Raw genomic sequence first — 6,533 nt, forward strand, 5'->3', positions numbered from 1 at the left:
ATATCGATCCCATTTTTGACCAAAATCAGAACTGGATTTGGACTTCGGATAAACAATCCGCCTCGGGTGCCTGGGTAGTCAATTTCAACGATGGCTACTGCGCCATCATCCCTTTCAACTACGGCGAGGCCTCCGTTCGAGCAGTTCGCTGAGAGGCAATCAGTTGTCTATTTGATTATTTGAATTATTTGATCATTTATTTTTTTTGATCCTTTGTGTGCGAGTGCAGCGAGCACGCTCGAAATTTTTTGAGTCTTGTGAAAGTCAGTGGCAACCTTTTCTAATCTCGTCCGTCTACTTTTCCATTAATAAATTGCTTACATATTAATTAAAAAGGTTATAACTTTATGGATATTCAGATTTAAGCCTAAAAAAAGTGGAGCTTCTATGCTAAAAAATTATTTCAAAACTGCACTGCGTAGTTTACTGAAGCACAAAGAATATTCGATCATCAATATCCTGGGCCTGGCAATCGGGATGGCATGCGTAATCCTGATCATGATGTTCGTGCAAGAAGAATTGAGCTATGACCAGTTTCATACCAACAAGGACCAGATCTACAGGGCCAATATTTCTTTCACAAATCCCCAAACCGGTGTTACCCAGCTAAGAGCCGTTGGTCCCTACCGGCTGGCAAAAGAATTAAAACCTGACTTTCCAGACTTCAAAATTATTCGATTCAATCCACAGGGTCGATCTCTTGTTAGTTATGAAGACAAATCTTTTTATGAACTGGGCCTGGCATTTGTGGATCCGGAAGTCTTCCAGGTTTTCACTTTTCCATTGCTCGAGGGAGACCCGCTAACGGTTTTAGATGAACCGTTCTCGGTGGTTATTTCAGAAGAAATCGCACAAAAATATTATGGTGATGAAGAACCGATTGGTAAAATTCTTACTTTTAGAAGCAATGATTTCAAAGTGACCGGCATACTGGATAAGATGCCGGGCAATACACAATTTCAATTCGACATGTTCGCATCTATGAATTCAGCCGAACGGGTATTTCAGCGAATTGTACTGGAAAACTGGGGCGAGGGCTCTGCAGAAACATTTATCATGTTACCTAAAGATAAACGGCCTGAAGATTATGAAACACGCCTGGCTGCATTTGTCGATGTAAAAATACAAGCCTTCAGGCAAGCATCCCCACGTATCGTGCTGCAGCCGCTTTCAGATATCTATTTACATTCTCAAAATATTGCGGTATTTGCACCTGGCGGTGACAGTACGTATGTTTATGCTTTTACGGCCATTGCAGTTTTTATCCTCATCATCGCTTGTATTAATTTCATGAACCTGGCAACCGCGCGCTCGGCAAATCGCGCCAAGGAGGTCGGTTTGCGAAAAGTTGTCGGCGCCCATCGTTCGCAATTGATCTGGCAATTTTTGAGTGAAAGCATCTTGCTTTCAATTTTGTCCCTGCTAATAGCTGTTGGGCTTGCCTATATATGCTTACCGGCATTCAATAGCCTGGCAGGCAAGGAGTTGGCTTATAATATCCTGCAAAATGGCCCAATGATTTTTGGACTAATACTCATTACACTTTTTGTAGGAGTCGTTTCAGGCAGCTATCCGGCTTTGTTTTTATCCGCATTTAAACCGGTTAGCGTTCTTTCTGGAGCCGTTATGAAAGGCGTGAAAGGCGGTAAATTGCGGAAGTTTCTGGTTACTTTCCAGTTTGCCATTTCGATCTTTTTGATTGTAGTGACCGCCATTGTTTACAATCAATTGCAATATGCCCGCAACCTCAAAATAGGATTCGATAAGGAACACCTGGTTCTCCTGCAAAACATACCACAAACCATGCGGCAGCATTACGATCAATTCCGGACAGACCTGCTCAGCAATCCAAAAATTATTAATGCTGCGGCATCGTCCCGGGTGCCACCGGGCAGGCTTCAAAGTAGTCTGGGTACAAGACCGGAAGGCGTCCCGGAAGATCAAAGACGAGGTATGCAAACCGTGTGGACCGACTTTGACTTTATCGAATCCATGGGGTTTGAGCTTGCATCTGGCCGCAGCTTCTCACGCGATTTCACCACCGATGCAAGCAGCGCTTTTATTCTCAATGAAGCTGCTGTTAAAAGTATAGGTTGGACCAATGAAACTGCAATAGGTAAAAGTTTCGGCAGTTCGGAAATCAGAGACTGGGACAGCGGCCAGTGGGAGCAGAAAGATGGTTATGTTATTGGTGTGCTGAAGGATTTTTACTTCGAATCATTGCGGCAGGAAATTATCCCGACAGTCTATTTTATATCGCCGTACATGGCGTGGAATTATGTGATTCGTATTCAACCCGGAGATATCCAGGAAACCTTGGATTTCATCGAACAGAAATGGCTGGCATTAAATCCGGATCTGCCATTCTTATACACTTTCGTCGATGATAATTTCGAAAGTCTATACCGTGCCGAGGAGCAGCAGGGAAAAATATTCGGTGTATTTGCGATCCTGGCAATTTTCGTAGCCTGCCTGGGTTTGGTTGGTTTGGCGTCTTTCACAGCCGAGCAAAGAACCAAAGAAGTGGGGATCCGTAAAGTGCTCGGCGCGTCGGTCAGTAATATCATCCTGCTGATGTCTAAAGAATTTACCTGGCTGGTTTTATTTGCTTTCATTGTGGCAGCCCCCTTTGCCTGGTATGTTATGGACCAATGGCTGCAGGAATTTGCTTATCATGTCCCATTAGGGTTGGGGACTTTTTTCCTGGCAGGTCTTATTTCCATATTAATTGCATGGCTGACTGTGAGTTACCAGGCGACGAAAATTGCGCTAACCAATCCGGTGAATGCATTGCATTATGAATAAAGCCACAGACTTACACAGACTAAAACGGGCCACTGACTTACACAAGACTAGTCTGTGAAAGTCTGTGGCTCTATACGATGCGTCTTTTGAATTCCAGTTTTTCACCAAAGTTCACCAACAATCCAATGTGTATTCCGGACGCCTTGAGGTAATGAATCAATTGTGCTTCGTTTTGTGGTATTAAACTATTTACCGCCTTAATTTCAATAATTACTGTATCTTCCACTACAATATCTGCTTTAAACTTGCCAATCAATTGATTTTTATAATTAACATTTAGCAATTTCTGGGTTTCGGCCTTTAGATTTTTATTTCTAAATTCAATCATTAGGGCTTTTCCATAAACAGATTCCAGAAATCCAGCACCCAACTCATCATGCACAATGTAAAAACATTTAATGATATTTTTTGTTAGATTTTCATAAAGGAATTCGTTGTTCACTTAATCTCCCCATCTTTATTTTCAATATTTTAGCAGTGGCCGTTTTGTCTTGTGAAAATCTGTGGCCGCTTTTAGTCTTGTGAAAGTCTGTGGCTATTTTTTCCCACCAAATTCAACCCAGGTGCCCTTACCGGCTTTACACATTTTTTGATAAATGTGATACGCAGATGCGATATCCTCCACAGCTAAACCCAGGGATTTAAACAGAGTGATTTCATCCTCAGATTTTCGTCCATCAATTTTGTCCAGAAGTATTTCTCCGATTTCACCCTGAATATGACTGTCATCGATGGCGCCTTCTTTTTTGGGAAAAAGAAAATCACCTGCTTCATTGATTGTAGACTCTACTCTATCCACAATCAGGCGTGATTTGACCACAGCTGTTGTATCCAGTTCTCGAGCATATTTGACGCTGGAACCAACGGCGTTGATATGGGCGCCAGGCGCCAGCCACTCCCCCATTAAAATAGGTTCTGTTGCTGATGTGGTTGTACAAATGATATCCGCGCCATCAACTGCTTCCTTTACAGTATGAACTGGCTCTATCTCAATGTTATGTTTTGCTGACTCATTTTTCATAAATCGTTTTGCATTTTCTTCGTTTCTACTCCAGACTCGGACCCTGGTGATTTTACGAGCATGAATCATAGCCTCTAAGTGAGACCGAGCCTGCACACCCGAGCCAAGGATCGCGAGGTTGCTGGCAGATTCTTTCGCCAGTAGCCTGGTTGCCACTCCACTCACTGCGGCGGTGCGAATGGCCGTGATTTCGCTTGCATCCATTATTGCTAAAAGTCGCCCATGTTTCGTTTCAAAGATCATCACCGAACCCTGGTGAGAATCATATTCTGTTTCATGGTTACCCGGAAATACACTTACCGCTTTCAGTCCCATAACTTCGGGTTCGCCTAAATAACAGGGCATCATTCCCAGAATTCCACTGCGATCCGGCAACTGTAAGCCCCAACGTAATGGATTTACTGCATTTCCCAATGCCAGGGTTTTTAGGGTATCGGACATAAGTTCCATGCATTCTCGCATGGGCAGATATTCTCGGACTTCTTTGTGGTTTACAAGTAGAACGACCATCATTCACCTCAATTAATTTATCGATTTCCATCGCTTAAGAGACTGAGTAAAAACTCAAAATTTCGTATCCGTCAGTATTCGCCATACACGGAAATACCATTTGCTGAAATCTTTATTGTACGGGCAAACACGCATTTCATGAACAAGGGCTAACCTCTATTCTCTGTTCTCAACATCTTGCCATTTTTCGTTTTTTGCCTATTCGATCTTTGTCCTTAACTTTCTGGATATAGTCTGGTGCATCGGGTACTTTGCAGGCTGTTCCACCCATATCAACTTCAACTTTTCCTATTTTTTCGGCGATAGCAGTGGCTTTATTGGTTAGAGAGGCAATATAGGTTCCAACGGCGATAACAAAGCCATTCATCGTAAACCTGACCCGGTTCTGTGAGTTGTGAATATTTCTCGCTACCCTATCCAATAATCCTTCAAATATTTTGATATCCAAATCGCTATCCGGTTTTATGGAAACCAAATTTGACAGCGTCGACCAACCCGCGGATGCGATCCCTTCTTTCTCTGATTCAATCCATTCCAGGCCCAATTCCATTCCATAGCTGCTTTCTGCTGCGATCCATGCGACCGTATATTCGCTGATCATATACCAGTAAGCTTCTTTTACCCATTTATTGAGGTCACTTCTTGAGATTTTGTTTTCATCGGCGATAAGACCCGCAAGATACATGGCATCTGAATTTCCTGTAGCGTATAGTTCCATGGATAATTCATGGTGCTTTTTTACTTTTTTTTGGATTTTTTTCAGGTCTTGAACTTTAACTCCATAAAACGGTTCTCTGGCGCCATGTTTAAGGAATATCTTTTTCGTTCCTTCATCTCCATAACCTTTTAATTCCTTTAATATTTTTTCAGTTGTCATTACGTCTCCTTATTGCTGCAAATATTTAGTGTATGGCGCGTTTTAATGCGATATAGTTGTTGTATGTAATTGATGAACTGGATGATTTTATCAGATATTTATTTTGGCTATTTTATTATGAATATCGTTTACTTGCTTTAAAGCGGCCGATCCATACCAGGGATGCAATTCCATGATTAACCTGCCAGCCTTTATCGCCGGATCGGTCTCCGTCAACTTTTTCGCTTCCTCAACAGTCTCTACATCGAAAATATAAATTCCTCGAAATTCACCGCCATCCAGAAAAGGACCGGCTAAAGTCAGTTTTCCTTCATCTGCTAATCTCCGGATATTTTCCATATGAGCTTGCTGTAATTTTGCAGCCGTTAGGGAATCCTGGTCGCGATTGGGACCGGCTTTGAGAAAGGCTAAAACATATTTCCTCATGCCATATTCATCGGCGCCCAATTTTGAGGCAAGTTCTTGATCAAAAACTATTCTTTCAGATTGGGATTCATGGTTTGCTTCTTTTGTGTTCTCATGATCTGAGGTGCAGCTCAATATTATTATTGAACCTATTATTAGCATAATTACAATTTTTGTTTTCATAGAGGATTCCTTTACGCCCGGTCCACTCCCAGGTCTTGAGTAAACCATTAATAATTGTGAATTGCAGTTTAATCCAGCAAGATTAAGATTATTCAAGCTCTATAATAAAAACAACCGTATTACCGGGAATACCCTATTTCATTTATTTATGTAAAAACCATTAAAGCTGGTTCTTACTTGATCTATTCATTCTTTCCGTAAACCAATCCAATACAAAGTCCGGCAGCAGCAACTTCAAGTGTATACACCAGGGCCAGTACAAAGATTGGACCCAAGCCTAACATAAACATTGAACCAAAGAAAAAGCCAAACGGAATGCCGGCGAAAAGACCCATTAAAACACCAAAACGTAACCCTTCAACCGCTGGTGTTCCACTACTATAACCTTTGGGATAGATATATGCCATAATGAAGTTCATAACCAAAACGGCAAGAACCGGCAAAAAAATCGAACCTTCCATCGATGCGCCAGTGGGTTCATAGAGTGCACTTGCCATGTAGCTTTTCAAGATGATTCGCTCAACTAAAATATAAGCGATAGTGTTACCGACGAAACCGGCAAGTGTGGCAAGAAGAAGTTTCTTTTGTTCATGGTTTAGTTCCTTTCATTTAATCATGAAGTAAACATAATTTGTGGTCTAACATTTTTCTTCACCATAATAGAGCAATTAAGGGGTTTATTTTAAAAATGCAAGACTTTTTTTTAAATTTGAAATGGGTTAAATGCATAAA

Annotated in this window: 6 protein-coding genes; 1 reads left to right on the plus strand and 5 read right to left on the minus strand. The window is 41.6% G+C overall.

The window, feature by feature from the left end:
- Window positions 1-387: 387 nt before the first annotated feature.
- Window positions 388-2,805 carry an ABC transporter permease gene (locus IIC38_19380; protein ID MCH8128087.1) on the plus strand — a complete coding sequence of 806 codons (2,418 nt, stop codon included), beginning with the start codon at window positions 388-390 and terminating at the stop codon, window positions 2,803-2,805.
- A gap of 70 nt (window positions 2,806-2,875) precedes the next feature.
- On the opposite strand, the gene IIC38_19385 is transcribed toward IIC38_19380, so the two are convergent.
- From IIC38_19385 to IIC38_19405, 5 genes are all read right to left on the minus strand, one after another.
- Complete coding sequence (locus tag IIC38_19385; GenBank protein MCH8128088.1) at window positions 2,876-3,247, minus strand: GxxExxY protein; 372 nt, start codon at window positions 3,245-3,247, stop codon at window positions 2,876-2,878.
- Between the two features lie 93 nt (window positions 3,248-3,340).
- Window positions 3,341-4,339: an ornithine cyclodeaminase family protein gene (locus IIC38_19390; GenBank protein ID MCH8128089.1), complete on the minus strand. Its 999-nt coding sequence runs from the start codon at window positions 4,337-4,339 to the stop codon at window positions 3,341-3,343.
- Window positions 4,340-4,505: 166 nt separating this feature from the next.
- Window positions 4,506-5,213 (minus strand): DNA alkylation repair protein, encoded by a 708-nt coding sequence (locus IIC38_19395; GenBank protein ID MCH8128090.1) that lies wholly within the window; start codon window positions 5,211-5,213, stop codon window positions 4,506-4,508.
- A gap of 90 nt (window positions 5,214-5,303) precedes the next feature.
- On the minus strand, window positions 5,304-5,801 hold the full coding sequence (locus IIC38_19400; protein MCH8128091.1) for a hypothetical protein: 498 nt from the start codon (window positions 5,799-5,801) through the stop codon (window positions 5,304-5,306).
- Between the two features lie 182 nt (window positions 5,802-5,983).
- Window positions 5,984-6,298 (minus strand): hypothetical protein, encoded by a 315-nt coding sequence (locus IIC38_19405; protein MCH8128092.1) that lies wholly within the window; start codon window positions 6,296-6,298, stop codon window positions 5,984-5,986.
- Window positions 6,299-6,533: the final 235 nt, after the last annotated feature.

The sequence above is a fragment of the candidate division KSB1 bacterium genome (assembly GCA_022566355.1).
GTDB lineage: Bacteria > Zhuqueibacterota > JdFR-76 > JdFR-76 > DREG01 > JADFJB01.